We start from the raw sequence: 18,032 nt of genomic DNA, 5'->3' as shown, positions 1-18,032 counted from the left end.
ATTAAGATGTGCTAAGCAAATCCAATTCCAAAAATACACCTAACCGAAAAACTACAACATTCTATCCCTTTTTTGTAAATAAGGCAATAGTTCGTAGTTGGAATCTTGCAAGGATTGTTGCTAGAGGTTGATTCATTGCGTGTTTTAAAGTCGCATCATGGATGTTCTGAGTTTTTTAAAAAGAGAGGGGGCAAGCAAGATGCTTATGGAGTTGTGTTGATATCTTTAATGTATATAGAGTTGGTGATGGATTTATGCTTCCAATTACTGTTGTGATTGTATGCGGACACAGCCTTCTTCATGCAGAAACAAGAATCTTGTTTGGAGTATTGAATCTCAGAATAGCATATGGGAGGTGTGTGTTGCATGGTGTAATTGCTAATCTATAATACAGTCTAACCTTGTTAAGAACTATATTGATAATGTAAAAAACACCTTTTATTTCTCGTGTTTAAATGTTTGTTTATATTTTTCAATTAATACTTAGAGGTATTGAATCAATAATGAAACAATGCAAGATGAGATCAATAGTTCTAGCTGTTGTATATTTTGAGACAAATGGATTCTATGTAAATTCAAGTGAGGCCTATTTTTCAATATGATTTCCTTTTTATAAGGAATAAAAAAAGTAAAAATAGAGTTTTTTGTACCCTTCATATTGACTTGACAGCCTTTTTTTATTAGAATTTTGTTTTTGTTTTTACAACACTGCGATATTTTACTTTATGATAGCAATTGGGCATGGCAATGCAATGTATAAGGTTATCTATCGGCAGTGCCAGTCTTCAACTATATTATAAAGGAAAAATATGCAAAAGATTAGGCTCAAATTAAAAGCTTATGATCACAGGGTGCTTGATCGCTCGATAGCAGCTATTGTCGGTGCGGTGAAGAGAACAGGCTCTGAAATTATTGGACCTGTACCATTGCCAACTAGAAAAAGACGATATACGGTTTTACGGTCTCCACATATTAACAAGGATTCTAGAGAACAATTTGAGATACGTATACATAGTAGGATTATTGATATTATGTCTGCGACGGGAGAGACTGTTGATAGCCTCATGAAACTTGACTTAGCCCCAGAGGTTGATGTTGAAGTAATGTCAATGGACAAATAAGTTTTAATATCTATCAATAAGGAATAACATGGAATTTATAGTGCAAAAAGTAGGCATGAGCCGTATTATTGCTACACCTAGTCAAGCTGTAACGCTACTAAAAGTGTTAAATGCTAAAGTGTGTAAATTAGAAGAGAACGGTAGAGCTTTAGTTGCTTACTCAAAAGGAAAAACATATAACAAGAGTATCGAGGGTAATCAAAAAAAGTATAATCTAAGTAAAGAGTTTAATCGCTTTGCTACATTAAAAGTTGCGAATACCGAAATTGGTGATTTAGATACATCTAATCTTGGTGATGGCGGTATTGTAAAAGTGAGTTTTAAGACGAAGGGTCGTGGTTTCAGTGGTGCTATGAAGCGTTGGAATTTTCAAGGTGGTCCGGCTGCACATGGTAGCAGGTTTCATAGAAGGCTTGGTTCAATTGGTAATAGGGAATGGCCAGGTCGTGTACAACCTGGTAAGAAAATGGCAGGACATTATGGTGATGAGCTTGTGAGTGTACGTAGTGAAATCATTTCTTTTGATGCACAAAGCGGTATTCTCGTGTTGAAAGGTTCTGTAGCAGGATACAATGGTGCTTACGGAAAAATCACTATTTTAGATAAAAAAGGCGGCAAGTAATGAGTAAGGCAATTATGTTAGATAGCAAGTTTACCAAAGGTGCTGAAATAGCATTACCTGAGCGTTATGCAGAGATTAAAGAGCACAATTTATACCTTTATGTAAAATCATACCTCGCTAGTCTTCGTGCGAATAATGCACAGGCAAAAACAAGAGGTAAAGTAAGTGGTGGTGGCAAAAAGCCATGGGCACAAAAAGGTGGTGGTAGAGCTCGTGCTGGTAGCATTACATCTCCTGTGTTTGTTGGCGGTGGTGTGAGTCATGGTCCAAGTAACAATAGAAATTATGATTTGAAGATCAATAAAAAGCAAAAAAGATTAGCACTTGAGTATGCTTTGCAACAAAAAGCTAATGAAGGTAGACTCTTTGTTGTGGAATCTATCAATGTGGAAAGTGGTAAAACAAAAGATGCGTTTGCACAATTTAAGGCATTAGGGCAAAGAAGTGCATTATTCGTTACGCAAGTAAGCAATGAAAAAACATTTCTTGCATTCCGTAATTTACAATCATGTTATTTGGCTGATGCGAGTGAGTTAAACGCATATCTTGTAGCAGCATTTAGAAGCGTTGTGATTGAAAAAGCGGTGTTTGATGAACTTGTAAAAAGAGGTTAAAATGGCAGATATAACAGATATTAAAACGATTTTATACACAGAAAAATCCTTAGGATTGCAAGAAAGCGGTGTTATGGTTGTCCAAACTTCTACACGCATGACAAAAAACAGATTAAAGCAAATTTTTAAAGAGTATTTTGGTTTTACACCTTTAAAGATCAATTCTTTAAAACAAGAAGGCAAAACAAAGCGTTTTCGCGGGAAAGAAGGTCAGAGAGCTGATTTTAAGAAATTTTATGTAAAGATTCCAGAGGGTGCGAACATTGATTCGCTCGCCGTATAGTTTTAAGGAGTAAACATGGCAGTAAAAACATATAAACCCTATACACCTAGTAGGAGATTTATGTCAGGCTTGAGTTCTGCTGATATTACAGCAAAGCCTAGCGTAAGAAAACTCCTTGTTAAACTTCCTGTAACTGCAGGACGGAATAATAATGGTAGAATTACGAGCAGACATAAAGAGGGTGGTGCAAAGAAACTTTATAGAATTATTGATTTTAAACGCAATAAATTTAATGTTGAGGGGCGTGTTGCCACAATTGAGTATGATCCATATCGCAATTGTCGCATTGCACTTATTAATTATAAGGATGGTGATAAGCGCTATATTATTCAGCCAAGTGGTTTGAGAGTGGGCGATTTGGTTATTGCAGCTGAAGGTGGACTTGATGTAAAAGTTGGTTTTGCCATGAAGCTCAAAAATATCCCTATAGGAACAATTGTTCATAATATTGAGTTGCATCCAAAAGCAGGTGGTGCAATTGCAAGGAGTGCAGGCGCATCTGCGCAAATTATGGGACGTGAAGGTAAATATGCAATCCTGCGTATGCCAAGTGGAGAAATGCGTTATGTTTTAGAAGAATGCATGGCGACAATTGGCAATGTAGGTAATGAAGATTTTGCAAATATCTCTATTGGAAAAGCGGGTAGAAATCGTCACAGAGGTATTCGTCCACAGACTCGTGGTAGCGCTATGAACCCAGTTGATCACCCACATGGTGGTGGTGAAGGTAAAACTGGTTCAAGTGGGCATCCTGTATCACCGTGGGGTACACCTGCCAAAGGCTATAAGACAAGACGCAAAAAAGCAAGTGATAGACTTATCATATCAAGACGAAAAAAATAAGGAAATAATATGGCAAGATCGGTTAAAAAAGGTCCTTTTATAGATGCTCATCTTGAGAAAAAGGTAACAAAAGCAAAAGCTGCAAAAGATAACAAGCCAATTAAGACGTGGTCAAGAAGAAGCACTATTTTACCAGAAATGATAGGATTGACCTTTAGTGTGCATAATGGTCGCACTTTTGTCCCTGTGTATGTTACAGAGAATCATGTAGGCTATAAGCTTGGTGAATTTGCACCAACGCGAACTTTTAAAGGACATAAGGGTAGTGTTCAAAAGAAAATTGGTAAGTAATGAGGGATAACAATGGCTAAAAAACAAAATATGAAACAGACAAATGGTGGCGTGGCAATTTTGCGTTATGCACGCCTATCGCCTACAAAAGCACGTTTGATAGCAAGAGAAGTGCAAGGCATGAATGCCGAGGTTGCACTAGCAAGTTTGGAATTTACTCCAAATAAAGCAGCAAAGGCTATTTACAAAACATTAGCATCAGCACTTGCAAATGGCGGGTTTGAACCTACTGGTGCAGAAGTTACCTCGTGTAGAGTTGATGCAGGTCCTGTGTTGCGCCGTTTTATGCCGAGGGCTAGAGGTAGAGCAACTCCAATACGTAAGCCTATGGCACATATTTATGTGGAAGTTAATGCAGTGAAAAAAGTAGCTAAACAAACAAGCAAAAAAAGTAAAGGTGAGGTTAAGTAGATGGGTCAAAAAGTCAATCCAATCGGACTAAGATTAGGTATCAATAGAAATTGGACTTCAAGATGGTTTCCAAGTGCTCAGAACACACCAGAGAGAATTGGAGAGGATCATATTATCCGTAAATTTCTAAAAAAAGAGCTTTATTATGCTAGTGTAAGTGAAATTGTTATTGAACGTATGGCAACAAAACTTCGTGTAACTGTTGTGGCGGCAAAGCCAGGATTAATTATTGGCAAAAAAGGTGCTGATATTGAGAAAGTGAAAGAGACATTAAAAAAACTTGTTCACAAAGATGTTGCTATCAATATTAAGGAAGTCAAAAGAGCCCAAGCGAATGCACAACTTGCAGCAGAGAGCGTTGCAATGCAACTTGAGCGTAGAGTTGCGTTTAGACGAGCAATGAAGAAAGTTATGCAACAAGCAATGAAATCTGGTGCAAAAGGCATTAAGGTGAAGGTTTCAGGTCGTCTAGCGGGTGCTGAAATGGCACGAACAGAGTGGTATATGGAAGGTAGGGTTCCTTTACATACACTACGTGCAAAAATTGATTATGGCTTTGCTGAAGCAGCAACGACTTATGGAATTATTGGTGTGAAGGTTTGGATTTTTAAGGGCGAGGTTTTGCAAAAAGGTATCCAGACCGAGAGAGAAGAGTCGAGAGATTCTCGTGCAAAAGCTAAAAGGAGATAGATTATGTTAATGCCAAAAAGGACTAAATATAGGAAGCAGATGAAAGGTAGGAATCGTGGTAAGTCTTACCGCGGTAATGCCCTTGCATTTGGTGATATTGGTATCAAAGCACTTGAACATGGCAGAATAGATTCAAGACAGATAGAATCTGCAAGGATTGCTATGACTCGCCATGTGAAGAGGGCTGGTAAAGTGTGGATAAGGGTTTTTCCTGATAAACCTCTGACTGCGAAGCCACTTGAAGTAAGAATGGGTAAAGGTAAGGGTAGCGTTGAAAAGTGGGTTATGAATATTAAACCCGGTCGAATTATTTATGAAATGATTGGCATTGATGAAGCTACAGCACGTGATGCCCTTGCATTGGCACAGAGTAAATTGCCATTTAAAACAAAAATTGTAACGAGCGAGAGTGAAAATGAAATATACTGATTTGAAAGATAAGGAGTTGTCTGAATTGAGACAGCTATTAAAAGATAAGAAAACAGAGTTATTTACTTTAAAAATCAAGCTTAAAACAGCACAGCTAACTAAGCCTAGTGAAATTAGCATTGTGCGTAAGGATATTGCTCGTATTTCAACAGCGATATCAGCAAAATTCAATTTAGAAGAAACTAATTAAGGAATTCGCTATGAATGAGAAGCAAGCGCATAAAAGAGTAATACAAGGCAAGGTTGTGAGTATTGCGGGCAACAAAAGTGCGGTTATTTTGGTAGAACGAAAGGTTGTGCATCCAAAATACCGCAAAATTGTAAAAAGATTTAAAAAATATATCATTCATGATGAAGATTGTAAGACAAGAGTTGGTGATGTGGTGAGTGCAATTGAATGTAAGCCTATCTCTAAACATAAAGCTTTCACATTGAAAGATATTGTAGTAGTAGGAGTGTCAGAATGATACAAAGTTTTACAAGACTAAGCGTTGCTGACAACAGCGGTGCAAAAGAAGTTATGTGTATCAAGGTTTTGGGTGGTAGCCATAAGCGTTATGCAAGTGTAGGCGATGTCATTGTCGTGTCTGTTAAAAAGGCTATCCCAAATGGTAAAGTAAAAAAGGGACAAGTATTAAAAGCTGTTGTAGTTCGTACAAAAAAAGAGATCTATAGAGATAATGGCTCTCTTGTGCGTTTTGATGATAATGCGGCAGTGTTGCTGGATGCAAAAAAAGAACCAATTGGTACTCGTATTTTTGGTCCAGTTAGTAGAGAAGTGCGATATGCGAATTTTATGAAAATAGTATCGTTAGCTCCGGAGGTATTATAGTGAATAAGATAAAGATTAAAAAGGGCGATATAGTAACAGTCATCGCTGGTGATGACAAAGGTAAAAGCGGCGAAGTTCTTGCTGTTTTTCCAAAGAAAAATACTTTGATTGTTAAAGATTGTAAGGTAGCAAAAAAGGCAGTAAAACCGACAGATGATAATAAAAAAGGTGGTTTTGTTGCAAAAGAGATGCCTATACATATTTCTAATGTGAAAAAATCGTAGGAGTGAAATATGTATGCTTTAAGAGAACGATATAAAAATGAGATAAGAGAAGAACTTAAAAAGGCATTGGATATTAAAAATCCCATGCTTCTACCGAAATTAGAAAAAATTGTTATAAGTGTGGGTGCTGGTGAGTATGCCAAAGAAGCAAAGATTATGCAAAATATTGCTGACACTATCTCTTTGATTGCAGGGCAAAAAGCGATTATTACAAAAGCGAAAAAATCTGTTGCTGGTTTTAAAATGCGTGAAGGGATGCCTATGGGTGTGAAAGTTACACTACGTGGTAATATGATGTATAACTTCTTGGAAAAACTCATAGTTATTGCATTGCCTAGAGTGAAGGACTTTAGAGGGATACCCCGCAACGGTTTTGATGGTCGTGGTAATTATAGCTTTGGTTTGAATGAGCAGCTTATGTTTCCTGAAGTTGTTTATGATGACATTATGGTAACGCATGGTATGAATATTACACTTGTAACAAGCACGAATGACGATAAAGCAGCCTTTAAGCTTTTAGAATTACTTGGTATGCCGTTTGCAAAAGGGAGATAATTTATGGCAAAGAAATCTATGATAGCAAAAGCAAAGAGAAAAGCAAAATTTAGTGTTCGCAAATATACGCGTTGTCAAGTGTGTGGTAGACCACACTCTGTATATCGTGATTTTTCTTTGTGTCGTGTGTGTTTAAGAAAGATGGGCAATGAGGGATTAATCCCTGGTTTAAGAAAAGCAAGCTGGTAAGGAGATATAAGATGGTCAATGATATTATTGCAGATTCTCTTACACGAATTAGAAATGCAGCAATGAGAAAACTTGATAGTACTGAGTTGTATTATGCAAAAATTGTTGCAAGCATCATGGAAGTTTTTAAGCAAAGAGGCTTTATTAAAGACTACAAGATTAATGATAAAGATGGAAAACAAAGTATTTTTGTGCAACTTGCTTATGATGATTCTGGTGTTTCTGTTATTAACGAGGTTGCCCGTATCAGTAAGCCTGGTAGAAGGGTGTATAAAACTTCTAAAGAGTTGAAAAGATTTAAAAATGGTTATGGAATCATAGTTGTAAGCACAAGCAAGGGTGTGATTGCAAATGATGAGGCTTATAGGATAAATGTTGGAGGCGAGGCCCTCTGCAGTATTTGGTAGGAGTAGAAATGTCAAGAATTGGTAAGAAGCCTATCAATATCCCAGATGATATTGAAGTGAAGGTTGATAACAGTAAAATTATTTTTAAGGGTAAAAAAGAGAGCAAAGAACTCGAAACATATGGTCGAGTTGGTATTAAGTTTGAGGATAAACAGCTATCTTTTTCATTACTTGATGATATGCCTCAGTCTCGTGCATTTTGGGGGACTTATCGTGCATTGGCAAATAATATTGTCATAGGTTTACACGAAGGATTTACAAAAACACTTGAGATCAATGGTGTAGGTTACAAGGCGAATGTGAGCGGTAAAGTTTTGGAGCTGGCACTTGGTTTTTCTCATCCAATTAAGTACCCTATTCCTGAAAATGTTGAAATTGGTGTCGAAAAGAACATTATTACAATTAAAGGAAGCGACAAACAACAAATTGGGCAAATTGCTGCAGAGATCAGAGAATTTAGACCGCCAGAACCATACAAAGGTAAGGGTGTAAAATATAGTGATGAAGTAATATTGCGTAAAGCAGGAAAAACTTCTAAAAAGTAATAAGGTGAGGATATGACAACTAAAGTTTTGGAGAAGAAAAAGATTTTAAGAGAGAAATGTAAAAAGCGTATCCGTTCTCAATGCAGTGGAAATGCTATAAAGCCAAGAGTGAGCGTATTCCGTTCGAATAAGTATTTCTATGCACAAGCAATTGATGATAGCAAAGGACATACAATTGTAGCAATTGATAGTCGAGCGTTAAAGGTCGGTAACACGAAAGAAGATGTAAGTAAGATGGGTGCTGAATTTGCTAAGTTACTATCGGAAAAAGGTATTAATACCGTTGTATTTGACAGAAATGGCTATTTGTATCATGGCGTAGTTGCTGCATTTGCTGATGGCTTAAGAAATAATGGCATAGCTCTATAAGGAGAAAAAAGTGGAAATTAATAGAGAAGAATTTAGTGAAGTTGTAGTAAACATAGGACGTGTAACTAAGGTCGTTAAAGGTGGTAGAAGATTTCGATTCAACGCGCTTGTTGTTGTTGGTAATCGCAATGGCTTAGTGGGATTTGGTCTAGGCAAGGCTAAAGAAGTCCCTGATGCTATAAAAAAAGCAATTGATGATGCATTTAAAAATATTGTACAAGTTAATATCAAGGGGACAACTATAGCACATGATATTGAGCATAAGTATAATGCAAGTAGAATCTTGTTAAAACCTGCAAGTGAGGGAACTGGTGTTATCGCTGGTGGGAGTGCACGTCCTGTTATAGAGCTTGCTGGTATAAAAGATATCTTGACAAAATCACTTGGCTCTAATAATCCATATAATGTGGTACGTGCAACTGTTGATGCTCTTGTGAGAATCAAGGCGTAAAGGAGAATATATGTTGGAAAAAATTAAACCAGCTGAAAATAGCACAAAAGATATTAAGAGAGTAGGTCGAGGACAAGGTTCTGGGATGGGCAAAACTGCCACTCGTGGTGGTAAGGGGCAAACTGCTAGAACTGGCTATAAAGCAAAAAGAGGCTTTGAAGGCGGGCAGCAACCTTTACAGAGAAGATTGCCAAAAATTGGTTTTAACTCACATGTGGAAAAGCCATTTGTTATCAATGTTGAAAAACAAAAAAAAGTTGCAGCATTAGATTCAATTACTCTTGAGAGTTTGCGTACAATCTGTACAATCCCAAGATATGTTACAAAGGTTAAACTTATTGGGGTGAGTGCAAAGAATCTTAAATCTAAGATCAGTGATGAAAGTGTTGTAGTAACTGGACAAGCTTAATGAACAAAAGTATTCTTAATAAAATTCTTATTACTCTTGCATTCCTGTTTGCCTATAGGATGTTATCTTATGTCCCTGTTCCTGGTGTTGATGCTGAAGTTTTAAAACGCATTTTTGATAGCAATGCGAGTAATGCACTTGGGCTTTTCAATATGTTTAGTGGTAATGCCCTAGAGCGTGTCAGCATTATATCGCTTGGTATCATGCCCTATATTACAGCATCAATTATTATGGAGCTCTTGTCAGCAACATTTGCAAATATTGGTAAGATGAAGAAAGAGCGTGATGGTATGCAACAGTATATGCAGATAATCCGTTATCTTACGATATTTATTACGATTGTACAGGCAATCAGCGTATCTTATGGTCTGCAGAGTATTGATGGTGGCAGTGCGATTATGCTGCACAACATGACGCTGTTTGTTTCTATTGCTGTGGTTTCTATGCTTGCTGGGACAATGCTTCTTATGTGGATAGGTGAACAGATTACGCAAAGAGGCATTGGTAATGGCATTAGCCTTATTATTTTCGCTGGTATTGTATCTGGAATTCCAGGTGCGATTGGTGCTGAGTTTAGTGCAGTGAGCGAAAATGAGAAGAGTATATTGCAGTTATTGCTTGTGTTGGCAGTGATTCTTGTCACCGTATTTGTTATTATTTATGTTGAGTTGGGTGAAAGAAGAGTTCCAATTTCTTATGCACGTAAAGTTATTATGCAAAATCAACATAAGCGCATTATGAACTATATTCCAATTAAAATAAACCTAAGCGGTGTGATTCCGCCTATTTTTGCTTCGGCTTTACTTGTTTTTCCATCAACCATATTGCAACAATTTGCAGGAAAGCAGGTTGCTGAGAATCAAGCTAATAGCGATTCTTGGCTTGTTATGATTGCTGATTATATAAGCCCATCATCTTATTTTTATAACATCATTATGTTTGTATTTATTATATTTTTTGCATATTTTTACTCATCTATTGTCTTTAATGCAAAAGATATAGCAGATAATCTTAAGCGACAAAATGGGTATATCCCTGGACTTAGACCGGGAGAAAATACGGCAAGTTATCTTAATAAGGTGGCTGGACATTTGACATTTTGGGGTGCTCTGTATCTCGCGATTATCTCCACTATTCCATGGATTTTACTAAAGGGTATAGGGGTGCATTTTGTATTTGGCGGTACGTCTGTGCTTATTGTTGTTCAAGTTGCTATTGATACGATGAGAAGGATTGAAGCACAGCTTTACACGAGCAAATATCAAACCTTAAGTGCAGTGGGAATCTAATCTTATCATGGGCATTGCAACGCGAAATAAGAACGAGTTGGCATTGTTAGCACAAGCCAACAAAGTGGTCGCTTTGACACTTGAATATGCAAAAACAATAGTAAGTGAAGGTATGAGTCTTTTAGAGCTTGACAAGGCTATTGAAGACAAGATTCTATCTTTAGAATCATTGCCAAGCTTTAAAGGATTATATGGCTTTCCTAATGCGGCATGTATATCTGTTAATCAGGTTATTATACATGGCATTCCAACAAACTATCGTTTGAAACAAGGGGATATTGTTGGTATAGATATTGGTACAAAATATAAAAATTACTATGGGGATGGTGCAATCACAATTGGTGTAGGCAAGGTGAGCGAGAAGGATATTAAGCTTATGGAGTGCTCTTTGCGTACGCTTTATAATGCGATAGATTCCATAAAAGTGGGTATGCGTTTTAAAGAGATCAGTGCTATTTTACAAGAAAATATTGAAAATATGGGGTTTGTTCCTTTGCTTGGATTTTGCGGACATGGTATAGGCACGAAGCCACATGAGGAACCAAGCATCCCAAACTATTTAGAAGATGGAGTGAAAATGGGTGGTCCCAAAGTTAAGAACGGAATGGTATTTTGTCTTGAGCCTATGGTGTGTCAAGAAAGTGGTAAACCTGTTATTTTAGATGATAAGTGGTCGGTTGTAAGCAAAGATGGCTTAAATACCTCTCATCATGAGCATACGATTGCAATTATTGATGGGAAAGCAAGAATTTTAACGGAGTTATAAAATGGCAAAAGATGATGTGATTAAAGTAGATGGTAGAGTAATCGAGGCATTACCCAGTACAACCTTTAGAGTAGAATTAGAAAATAAGCATGTGGTGCTTTGTCATATTTCTGGTAAAATGCGTATGCATAATATTAAGATTCTGCCTGGTGACAATGTGCAGATAGAATTAACGCCCTATAGTCTTGATAAAGGCAGGATTGTTTTGCGTTATCCACGTGATTAAGCTCATTTTGATTGATAGATTACACCAAAAAATGAGTATGCATTGGTAGTGAGGTAACACTGCTATTCGTGTTTTCGCCTTTTAGGCTGTTATGAGTCTATGTTGAATGCTTTAGTTCATTGTGTTAAAAAAGATTGTAAAGAATTGAAAATAAATAATTAGGCAATACGTAAAGTGTTTTATGAATTCTAATACCTTAATATCACGCTTGTCTGTAATAAAAATAGGCGACTTCTAAAGTAATTTTCAAGTTAAAGCAGTCGTTTCTCATAAGTATTACTCATTTATTGTTTTCTAGCTCTTGTTATCAATTTTTATTGCTAATTCACTTGTTGTAATTAGATTTAACAAAAAAAATGATATAAGAATAAGATGATAATAAGTAATTAGATACTTATTTTAAACCATAAAAGATAAGTAAGTGTGATAATCATGAATTTCTATAAGTAAAAACAAGAGTAAATTGGTATAGAGATAAGTTTTGATATCGCACTTTACTAAGCACTCGCAGTCATGAAGTAACGACTAATTAAGATTGTGCTACTAATCACAGATTCTCTTAATATTTTTAAATCAAAAGATAATCCAAAACCTCTCAAGGATGCATACGTTGTATCGATGAATTGTAAGATATAATGTGTTATTAGATGAGGCTTATACATGTGAGACATGTGGTAAAAGGTTTAACTAAAAAACCGCAAGATTCTAATTTAGAATAATACGAGCTGCATATCAAGGTGAGTTTATTGTCTTTTGCGCCTATAATCTATTGGCATTGAAGAGCAATATCGATAGATGTAGATTTGTTTTTTGATTGTTGAAATGATATGAGTTTTAAGCGAGGGATTATTATGAGGTTTCAAAATACTACTTAAGTGGTTCGAGATTTATGTAGTTTGTTATGATGTTTGGAGTTAGAGGCATTATTTTTTAAATAAGTAATAGAAAATATATAACCTATAAATTAATTTTTTGCATTAATTCTAAAAATTACGAGAGGTTAGATCCTAGATTTGTTGTGTCACAATTGGTTGTTAAGGATTCAAAGAGTTATAAGACAATATTTATAGTGCTGTGAGATTGTGGGGTAGCCTCTAGAATTAGAATACCAACTAGTTGATATCAGAGTGCTTGAGGTTCATATGCTGTGGTTATTATTGAATGGCACAGTGTAGCATGTGGTGCCATTGCTTGGTTATGTTTCCAATAAAATTAAAAAAATATTGTTTAGATATTGACAAATATGAAAAAATGTGATAAAATTCACTCTCCAATGCATGTAATTCTTTAGTTGGAATATTGGTTCTATAGCGATATGTGCTGGTTTAGCTCAGTTGGTAGAGCAGCTGCCTTGTAAGCAGCAGGCCGGGGGTTCGAGTCCCTTAACCAGCTCCATTTTTATCAAACTCTAATATTTTTTAAGTTCGGTTATTTTAACTTTGAATAAGCATCAGTGTTTGACCAGTTTTTTAGCATTTGTGGTGAGTTACTCAAGTGGCCAACGAGGGCAGACTGTAAATCTGCTGACTATGTCTTCCGTGGTTCGAATCCACGACTCACCACCATTGTTTATTTAGTCGCGGGAATAGCTCAGTTGGCTAGAGCATCAGCCTTCCAAGCTGAGGGTCGCGGGTTCGAGCCCCGTTTCCCGCTCCATTTATGTGAATAGATTGTTATCGATTTATTAACGACTGGGAGCTGAAAACTTAGTAACTTTAGGATTTTTTCTAAACGCTTTTGTTTCTCTCTATGTTTTTCGTTTTAAATCTCTATGATTTTCTAATCAGAATTAAAATTTATTTATTTCTTGCCCATATAGCTCAGTGGCAGAGCACTTCCTTGGTAAGGAAGAGGTCGGCGGTTCAATCCCGCTTGTGGGCTCCAGTTTTTCGTTGGTTTTTGAATTTTTTATTCAATAGTTGTGTTTAATTTTATTTTAGGAGATAGTTATGGCTAAAGAGAAATTTAATAGAAGTAAGCCGCATGTAAATGTGGGAACTATTGGGCATGTCGATCATGGTAAGACGACTTTAAGTGCTGCAATCTCTGCTGTATTGGCAACTAAGGGTCTTGCAGAGCTTAAGGATTATGACAATATTGATAATGCACCAGAAGAAAAAGAGAGAGGTATCACGATCGCTACTTCTCATATTGAGTATGAGACAGAGAATAGACACTATGCACACGTGGACTGCCCAGGTCACGCGGATTACGTAAAAAATATGATTACAGGTGCTGCACAGATGGATGGTGCAATTTTGGTTGTATCTGCTTCTGATGGTCCTATGCCACAAACTAGAGAGCATATTCTACTTTCTAGACAAGTAGGTGTACCATACATCGTTGTATTTTTGAATAAGCAAGATATGCTTGATGATCCAGAACTACTTGAATTAGTAGAGATGGAAGTAAGGGATTTATTGAATGAGTATGAGTTCCCAGGAGATGATACACCTATTGTTGGTGGTTCTGCATTGAAAGCCCTTGAAGAAGCAAAGGCTGGCACTGTTGGTGAATGGGGGCAAAAGATTTTGGATCTTATGGCTGCCGTTGATAGCTATATACCTACACCAAAAAGAGATGTTGATAAAACTTTCCTTATGCCTGTGGAAGATGTGTTTTCGATTGCTGGTCGAGGAACAGTTGTTACAGGTAGAATTGAAAGAGGTGTCGTAAAAGTAGGTGATGAAGTTGAAATCGTAGGTATCCGAGATACTCAAAAAACTACTGTTACTGGTGTTGAAATGTTCCGCAAAGAGATGGATCAAGGTGAAGCTGGCGATAATGTTGGTGTACTTTTGCGTGGAACCAAGAAAGAAGAAGTAGAAAGAGGGATGGTGCTTTGTAAACCTGGTTCAATTACTCCTCACAAAAAGTTTGAGGCTGAGATCTATGTTCTTACAAAAGATGAAGGTGGAAGACATACTCCATTCCATAACAACTATCGTCCACAATTCTATGTGCGAACAACAGATGTTACAGGTGCAATTATCCTACCAGAGGGAACTGAACTCGTAATGCCAGGAGATAATGTTAAAATCACTGTTGAATTGCTAAATCCTATCGCGTTAGAACTTGGGACAAGATTTGCTATCCGTGAAGGTGGTAGAACAGTTGGTGCTGGTGCTGTAACAAAAATTATTGAATAGGAAAAGTTATGGCAAAGGGTAATTTGGTTAAAATTGGATTAAAGTGTTCTGAATGTGGCGATATTAATTATAGCACCACGAAGAATGCAAAGACAAATACAGAAAAACTGGAGCTTAAGAAATTCTGCCCAAGATTGAATAAGCATACAATACATAAAGAAGTGAAGCTAAAAACAAGTTAATTTTTTATGGTTTTGTATGTTATGTCCCATATTATGGGGCATAGGAATTTTAGATTTCTAGTATTTGTTTGTAAAGGTCAGTAGCTCCAATGGTTAGAGCATCGGTCTCCAAAACCGAGTGTTGAGGGTTCGAATCCTTCCTGGCCTGCCATTATTTGATTGAATATCAAGGTTTTTATAGTGAAAATAAAAAAATATTATAAAGAATCTAAGGATGAGTTAGGAAAAGTTATTTTTCCAACAAAAGAGCAGGTGCGAACCGCATTTGTTTCCGTTGTTGTCGTTGTTTCTATAATTGCCTTGTTTTTGGCGGTTATAGATGTTTTTTTTCATTATACGATTTCACGTATAGTATCTTAGGAATTGTTGCTGATAAGTAAGGAATAACTAATGGAATTTCAATGGTATGCAATACAAACATATTCGGGGAGTGAGCAGTCTGTAAAGAGAGCTATAGAGAATCTTATTGAGCAGAATAATGCCTCTCACCGTTTGAAAAACATAGTTGTTCCCACTGAGGATGTTTTTGAAATTAAAGACAAGAAGAAGAAAACAGTGCAAAGAAGCATTTATCCAGGATACGTGTTCGTATATATTAATTTGGATACAGAGCTTTGGCATATGATTCAGTCATTGCCAAGGGTTGGTAGATTCATTGGAGAGAGCAAAAAGCCCACACCTTTAAGTGAAGCAGACATTCAGAATATCTTAGATAAGATTGAGAATAGACCTGCACCTCGCCCTAAAGTTTCATTTGTTACTGGCGAGTCTGTTCTAATTACAGATGGACCTTTTGCTAACTTCACTGGTGTCGTGGAGAGCTATGACATAAAAACTAAGAAGTTGAAACTTAATGTTTCTATTTTTGGTCGTAACACTCTCACAGAGATTAATGATGTGCAAGTTGAAAAAATTCTTTAACATTTTTTAAATAAGGATAGACAATGGCAAAAAAGATTGTTGGCGAATTAAAGTTGCAGATTCCAGCTGGCAAAGCAAATCCATCTCCTCCAGTGGGTCCAGCTCTCGGACAAAGAGGTGTTAATATTATGGAATTTTGTAAGGCTTTTAATGAGAGGACAAAGGATATGGGCAACTTTAATATCCCTGTTATTATCACTGTATATCAAGATAAAAGTTTTACATTTATTACCAAAAAGCCACCTGTGACAGACTTGATTAAGAATGTTGCAAAATTGACAAAAGGTTCTGATAACCCTTTAAAAAATAAGATTGGTAAACTTACGCAAGTGCAACTTGAGGAGATTGCAAAAACAAAGATGGAGGATTTAAATACCACCGATATTGAAGAGGCAAAAAAGATAGTTGCAGGTAGTGCTAGAAGCATGGGTGTTGAAATAGTAGATTAATTTTGGAGAGTTGTATGAAGAAAAAAATGTCAAAACGATTGCAAGCTTTATCTCAAAAAATTGATTGTGATAAAACTTATGATATGGAATCTGCAATAAACATAGTAAAATCTCTTGCTTCTGCGAAATTTGATGAAACTGTGGAAGTTGCTTTGAGGCTTGGTGTTGATCCACGTCATGCTGATCAGATGATTCGTGGTGCAGTTGTGTTGCCACATGGTACTGGAAAAACAGTGAGAGTTGCTGTGTTTGCCAAGGATTTAAAAGCTGATGAAGCACGCAAGGCAGGTGCTGATGTGGTTGGAGATGAGGATTTAGCAGATCAGATTAAAAATGGCAACATAGATTTTGATATGGTAATTGCTACGCCAGATATGATGCCACTTGTCGGTAAAGTTGGTAGGATATTAGGACCAAAGGGTATTATGCCGAATCCAAAAACAGGAACCGTTACTGCTGATGTAGCAAAGGCAGTTGCAAATGCAAAGAGCGGACAAGTCAATTTCCGTGTAGATAAGAAGGGAAATATTCACAGCCCTATTGGTAAAGCGAGTTTTGATAATAATAAATTGCTTGATAACTTGGTTGAATTTGTAAAAACTATTAATAGGTTGAAGCCAAGCACTGCAAAAGGAAAGTATATTAGATCAAGCAATCTTTCTTTAACAATGAGTCCATCAGTCAAAGTGGATTCACAAGAGCTTATGGATGTGAAATAAAGACCTATAAATCTTTTTATCTTGGGCTAGAGACTACTGGGGCGTAAAGCTTAAAAATTACCCCGTATAGGTTTGAAGGCTGAAAGGAGGATGTATGACTAGAGAAGAGAAAGGGCAACTTGTAGCAGGTTTAACCGAGAGTTTCAAGAATGCTAGTGCAATGATTATTTGTGATTATAGAGGATTGCAAGTAAAACAATTAGAAGCTTTACGTAGAAGTTCTAAGGATTCTGATATTTGTGTGCAAGTTATTAAAAATAAACTTGCGAATATTGCACTAAAACAAGCAGGTTACAAAGAAACTGAACTTAAGGACACAAATATTTATATTTGGTCAAATGATCAGATTTCTTTATCGAAGGTTGTGTGCAAATTTCAAGAAGCAAATAGCGAGAAATTTAGTGTTAAATTTGGTTATTTCGATGGCGAAATCGTGGATTCTAAGCATATTACTGCGGTGTCTAAATTGCCAAGCAAAGATGAATTGATTGGCATGTTGTTGTCTGTATGGACGGCACCTGCAAGATATTTTGCGACAGGATTAGATAATTTAAGAAAACAAAAAGAAGAGCAAGGAGCTTAATATGGCAATTTCAAAAGAAGATGTGTTAGAATATATAGGTAGTTTGTCTGTTTTAGAGTTATCAGAGCTAGTAAAGGCTTTTGAAGAGAAGTTTGGCGTAAGTGCCGCACCAACTGTTGTTGCTGGTGCAGTGGCTGGTGGAGGTGCTGGTGCTGCAGTAGAAGAAAAAACAGAATTTGATGTTGTACTTGTTGATGCAGGTGCGAATAAAATTAATGTTATTAAGGCTGTTAGAGAAATTACTGGTCTTGGCTTGAAAGAGGCTAAAGAGGCAACAGAAAAGACACCAAACACGCTTAAAGAGGGTGTAAGCAAAGAAGATGCTGAAAACTTTAAGAAAAAACTTGAGGAAGCTGGTGCAAAAGTAGAAGTAAAATAACTTTTAGCCTTGCATTGTAAGCTTTTGTAAGCCTATCTTTGGTGGATATCTCATCTACCTTTGGATAGGCTTTTTTGCATTTTT

General features: G+C 36.6%; 31 protein-coding genes and 5 tRNA genes. All 36 read left to right on the top strand.

Going from position 1 to position 18,032, the window contains the following annotated elements; translation table 11 throughout:
* Positions 1 to 809: 809 nt before the first annotated feature.
* On the top strand, positions 810 to 1,121 hold the full coding sequence (gene rpsJ / locus LS81_RS00250) for a 30S ribosomal protein S10 (protein ID WP_034319700.1): 312 nt from the start codon (positions 810 to 812) through the stop codon (positions 1,119 to 1,121).
* 28 nt (positions 1,122 to 1,149) lie between these two features.
* Positions 1,150 to 1,743 carry a 50S ribosomal protein L3 gene (gene rplC / locus LS81_RS00245; protein WP_034319703.1) on the top strand — a complete coding sequence of 198 codons (594 nt, stop codon included), beginning with the start codon at positions 1,150 to 1,152 and terminating at the stop codon, positions 1,741 to 1,743.
* Positions 1,743 to 2,357 (top strand): 50S ribosomal protein L4, encoded by a 615-nt coding sequence (rplD, locus tag LS81_RS00240; protein ID WP_034345654.1) that lies wholly within the window; start codon positions 1,743 to 1,745, stop codon positions 2,355 to 2,357. The genes rplC and rplD overlap by 1 nt, the downstream gene beginning before the upstream one ends.
* Before the next feature lies 1 nt (position 2,358).
* Positions 2,359 to 2,640 (top strand): 50S ribosomal protein L23, encoded by a 282-nt coding sequence (locus LS81_RS00235; protein ID WP_034319708.1) that lies wholly within the window; start codon positions 2,359 to 2,361, stop codon positions 2,638 to 2,640.
* Between the two features lie 15 nt (positions 2,641 to 2,655).
* Complete coding sequence (rplB, locus tag LS81_RS00230) at positions 2,656 to 3,483, top strand: 50S ribosomal protein L2 (RefSeq protein ID WP_034345658.1); 828 nt, start codon at positions 2,656 to 2,658, stop codon at positions 3,481 to 3,483.
* A gap of 9 nt (positions 3,484 to 3,492) precedes the next feature.
* On the top strand, positions 3,493 to 3,774 hold the full coding sequence (rpsS, locus tag LS81_RS00225) for a 30S ribosomal protein S19 (RefSeq protein WP_034319713.1): 282 nt from the start codon (positions 3,493 to 3,495) through the stop codon (positions 3,772 to 3,774).
* A 12-nt stretch (positions 3,775 to 3,786) separates the two neighbouring features.
* Positions 3,787 to 4,185: a 50S ribosomal protein L22 gene (gene rplV, locus LS81_RS00220; protein WP_199769756.1), complete on the top strand. Its 399-nt coding sequence runs from the start codon at positions 3,787 to 3,789 to the stop codon at positions 4,183 to 4,185.
* Complete coding sequence (gene rpsC / locus LS81_RS00215) at positions 4,186 to 4,875, top strand: 30S ribosomal protein S3 (protein ID WP_034319715.1); 690 nt, start codon at positions 4,186 to 4,188, stop codon at positions 4,873 to 4,875. It abuts the gene before it with no gap.
* Between the two features lie 3 nt (positions 4,876 to 4,878).
* Positions 4,879 to 5,304: a 50S ribosomal protein L16 gene (gene rplP / locus LS81_RS00210; RefSeq protein WP_034319718.1), complete on the top strand. Its 426-nt coding sequence runs from the start codon at positions 4,879 to 4,881 to the stop codon at positions 5,302 to 5,304.
* The gene (gene rpmC, locus LS81_RS00205) at positions 5,291 to 5,494 is read left to right on the top strand and encodes a 50S ribosomal protein L29 (RefSeq protein ID WP_034345660.1); all 204 of its coding nucleotides are present in this window, start codon (positions 5,291 to 5,293) and stop codon (positions 5,492 to 5,494) included. The genes rplP and rpmC overlap by 14 nt, the downstream gene beginning before the upstream one ends.
* Positions 5,495 to 5,504: 10 nt before the next feature.
* Positions 5,505 to 5,771 carry a 30S ribosomal protein S17 gene (gene rpsQ / locus LS81_RS00200; protein ID WP_034319724.1) on the top strand — a complete coding sequence of 89 codons (267 nt, stop codon included), beginning with the start codon at positions 5,505 to 5,507 and terminating at the stop codon, positions 5,769 to 5,771.
* Positions 5,768 to 6,136 carry a 50S ribosomal protein L14 gene (rplN, locus tag LS81_RS00195; protein ID WP_034345662.1) on the top strand — a complete coding sequence of 123 codons (369 nt, stop codon included), beginning with the start codon at positions 5,768 to 5,770 and terminating at the stop codon, positions 6,134 to 6,136. The genes rpsQ and rplN overlap by 4 nt, the downstream gene beginning before the upstream one ends.
* Positions 6,136 to 6,360 (top strand): 50S ribosomal protein L24, encoded by a 225-nt coding sequence (gene rplX / locus LS81_RS00190; RefSeq protein WP_034345665.1) that lies wholly within the window; start codon positions 6,136 to 6,138, stop codon positions 6,358 to 6,360. Before rplN ends, rplX begins: the two co-directional genes overlap by 1 nt.
* A gap of 9 nt (positions 6,361 to 6,369) precedes the next feature.
* On the top strand, positions 6,370 to 6,915 hold the full coding sequence (gene rplE / locus LS81_RS00185) for a 50S ribosomal protein L5 (protein ID WP_034345667.1): 546 nt from the start codon (positions 6,370 to 6,372) through the stop codon (positions 6,913 to 6,915).
* 3 nt (positions 6,916 to 6,918) lie between these two features.
* Entirely contained in the window at positions 6,919 to 7,104 is a 186-nt protein-coding gene (locus tag LS81_RS00180; protein ID WP_004086455.1) for a type Z 30S ribosomal protein S14, read from the top strand.
* A gap of 11 nt (positions 7,105 to 7,115) precedes the next feature.
* Positions 7,116 to 7,511, top strand: coding sequence for a 30S ribosomal protein S8 (gene rpsH / locus LS81_RS00175; protein ID WP_034319733.1), 396 nt, complete (start codon positions 7,116 to 7,118; stop codon positions 7,509 to 7,511).
* Between the two features lie 8 nt (positions 7,512 to 7,519).
* On the top strand, positions 7,520 to 8,056 hold the full coding sequence (gene rplF, locus LS81_RS00170) for a 50S ribosomal protein L6 (protein WP_034345670.1): 537 nt from the start codon (positions 7,520 to 7,522) through the stop codon (positions 8,054 to 8,056).
* A gap of 12 nt (positions 8,057 to 8,068) precedes the next feature.
* Positions 8,069 to 8,425 (top strand): 50S ribosomal protein L18, encoded by a 357-nt coding sequence (rplR, locus tag LS81_RS00165; protein ID WP_034345673.1) that lies wholly within the window; start codon positions 8,069 to 8,071, stop codon positions 8,423 to 8,425.
* 10 nt (positions 8,426 to 8,435) lie between these two features.
* The gene (gene rpsE, locus LS81_RS00160; RefSeq protein WP_034319743.1) at positions 8,436 to 8,876 is read left to right on the top strand and encodes a 30S ribosomal protein S5; all 441 of its coding nucleotides are present in this window, start codon (positions 8,436 to 8,438) and stop codon (positions 8,874 to 8,876) included.
* A gap of 10 nt (positions 8,877 to 8,886) precedes the next feature.
* A complete protein-coding gene (gene rplO, locus LS81_RS00155) occupies positions 8,887 to 9,285 on the top strand; it encodes a 50S ribosomal protein L15 (protein ID WP_034319746.1) in 399 nt (132 codons plus the stop codon).
* A complete protein-coding gene (gene secY / locus LS81_RS00150) occupies positions 9,285 to 10,574 on the top strand; it encodes a preprotein translocase subunit SecY (RefSeq protein ID WP_034345676.1) in 1,290 nt (429 codons plus the stop codon). The genes rplO and secY overlap by 1 nt, the downstream gene beginning before the upstream one ends.
* Positions 10,575 to 10,581: 7 nt before the next feature.
* Positions 10,582 to 11,340 (top strand): type I methionyl aminopeptidase, encoded by a 759-nt coding sequence (map, locus tag LS81_RS00145; protein WP_104696500.1) that lies wholly within the window; start codon positions 10,582 to 10,584, stop codon positions 11,338 to 11,340.
* 1 nt (position 11,341) lies between these two features.
* The gene (infA, locus tag LS81_RS00140) at positions 11,342 to 11,566 is read left to right on the top strand and encodes a translation initiation factor IF-1 (protein ID WP_034319756.1); all 225 of its coding nucleotides are present in this window, start codon (positions 11,342 to 11,344) and stop codon (positions 11,564 to 11,566) included.
* Positions 11,567 to 12,885: 1,319 nt separating this feature from the next.
* Positions 12,886 to 12,961, top strand: a tRNA-Thr gene (locus LS81_RS00135).
* An 85-nt stretch (positions 12,962 to 13,046) separates the two neighbouring features.
* Positions 13,047 to 13,131 (top strand) — tRNA-Tyr (locus LS81_RS00130).
* A gap of 14 nt (positions 13,132 to 13,145) precedes the next feature.
* Positions 13,146 to 13,222: transfer RNA gene (locus tag LS81_RS00125), tRNA-Gly, on the top strand.
* A gap of 153 nt (positions 13,223 to 13,375) precedes the next feature.
* Positions 13,376 to 13,450: transfer RNA gene (locus tag LS81_RS00120), tRNA-Thr, on the top strand.
* Between the two features lie 65 nt (positions 13,451 to 13,515).
* Positions 13,516 to 14,715, top strand: coding sequence for an elongation factor Tu (tuf, locus tag LS81_RS00115; RefSeq protein ID WP_004086477.1), 1,200 nt, complete (start codon positions 13,516 to 13,518; stop codon positions 14,713 to 14,715).
* An 8-nt stretch (positions 14,716 to 14,723) separates the two neighbouring features.
* Complete coding sequence (rpmG, locus tag LS81_RS00110) at positions 14,724 to 14,897, top strand: 50S ribosomal protein L33 (RefSeq protein ID WP_034319761.1); 174 nt, start codon at positions 14,724 to 14,726, stop codon at positions 14,895 to 14,897.
* Between the two features lie 74 nt (positions 14,898 to 14,971).
* Positions 14,972 to 15,048, top strand: a tRNA-Trp gene (locus LS81_RS00105).
* Between the two features lie 26 nt (positions 15,049 to 15,074).
* Positions 15,075 to 15,257, top strand: coding sequence for a preprotein translocase subunit SecE (gene secE / locus LS81_RS00100; RefSeq protein WP_034319806.1), 183 nt, complete (start codon positions 15,075 to 15,077; stop codon positions 15,255 to 15,257).
* Between the two features lie 30 nt (positions 15,258 to 15,287).
* Positions 15,288 to 15,818 carry a transcription termination/antitermination protein NusG gene (gene nusG / locus LS81_RS00095; protein WP_034345679.1) on the top strand — a complete coding sequence of 177 codons (531 nt, stop codon included), beginning with the start codon at positions 15,288 to 15,290 and terminating at the stop codon, positions 15,816 to 15,818.
* Between the two features lie 23 nt (positions 15,819 to 15,841).
* The gene (gene rplK, locus LS81_RS00090) at positions 15,842 to 16,267 is read left to right on the top strand and encodes a 50S ribosomal protein L11 (RefSeq protein WP_034319765.1); all 426 of its coding nucleotides are present in this window, start codon (positions 15,842 to 15,844) and stop codon (positions 16,265 to 16,267) included.
* 14 nt (positions 16,268 to 16,281) lie between these two features.
* Complete coding sequence (gene rplA / locus LS81_RS00085) at positions 16,282 to 16,986, top strand: 50S ribosomal protein L1 (protein WP_034345682.1); 705 nt, start codon at positions 16,282 to 16,284, stop codon at positions 16,984 to 16,986.
* A 94-nt stretch (positions 16,987 to 17,080) separates the two neighbouring features.
* Entirely contained in the window at positions 17,081 to 17,569 is a 489-nt protein-coding gene (gene rplJ, locus LS81_RS00080; protein ID WP_034345685.1) for a 50S ribosomal protein L10, read from the top strand.
* Between the two features lies 1 nt (position 17,570).
* On the top strand, positions 17,571 to 17,948 hold the full coding sequence (gene rplL / locus LS81_RS00075) for a 50S ribosomal protein L7/L12 (RefSeq protein ID WP_034319770.1): 378 nt from the start codon (positions 17,571 to 17,573) through the stop codon (positions 17,946 to 17,948).
* The last annotated feature ends 84 nt before the right edge of the window (positions 17,949 to 18,032 follow it).

The sequence above is a fragment of the Helicobacter trogontum genome, assembly GCF_000765905.2.
GTDB classification, from domain to species: Bacteria; Campylobacterota; Campylobacteria; order Campylobacterales; family Helicobacteraceae; genus Helicobacter_A; species Helicobacter_A trogontum.
This window is presented reverse-complemented; position numbering and strand designations above follow the sequence as displayed.